Source organism: Undibacterium sp. Di27W (assembly GCF_049340345.1).
Taxonomy (GTDB): domain Bacteria; phylum Pseudomonadota; class Gammaproteobacteria; order Burkholderiales; family Burkholderiaceae_D; genus Undibacterium.
On record NZ_JBMPOS010000107.1, the window covers coordinates 1 to 411 of the forward strand.

Genomic DNA, 411 nt, shown 5'->3' on the forward strand with positions numbered 1-411 from the left:
TATTATGGAGAGCGCTTCAACAGCATCACCCACGCGGTTGGTGCTGCGCTAGCAGTAGTGGGCGGTGTATCGCTGATTACGATAGCGGCTCGTAGTGGTGACTATTGGAAGATTGTTAGTTTCAGCATCTACGCTGCCACGTTATTTGCCCTGTATTTTACATCTGCGCTGTATCACAGCTTACAAGGGCCAGCAAAAGATGTTTTGCGTCGGCTCGACCATTGCGCGATCTACTTGCTAATTGCTGGTACCTATACGCCATTCACACTGGTCAGCTTAAGGGGAACGTGGGGATGGTCGCTGTTCGGCGTGGTGTGGGGGCTTGCCGTTGTTGGCGTCCTGCAAGAATTATGGTGCGCCAAAGGAGCGCGGCTAATGTCGTTGCTAATATATGTAGTGATGGGTTGGGTT

Annotated in this window: 1 protein-coding gene; it reads left to right on the forward strand. The window is 51.6% G+C overall.

Annotated elements, in window-relative coordinates:
• A partial coding sequence (gene trhA, locus ACO0LF_RS31505) for a PAQR family membrane homeostasis protein TrhA (protein WP_423021356.1) occupies nucleotides 1-411 on the forward strand: 411 nt, incomplete at both ends.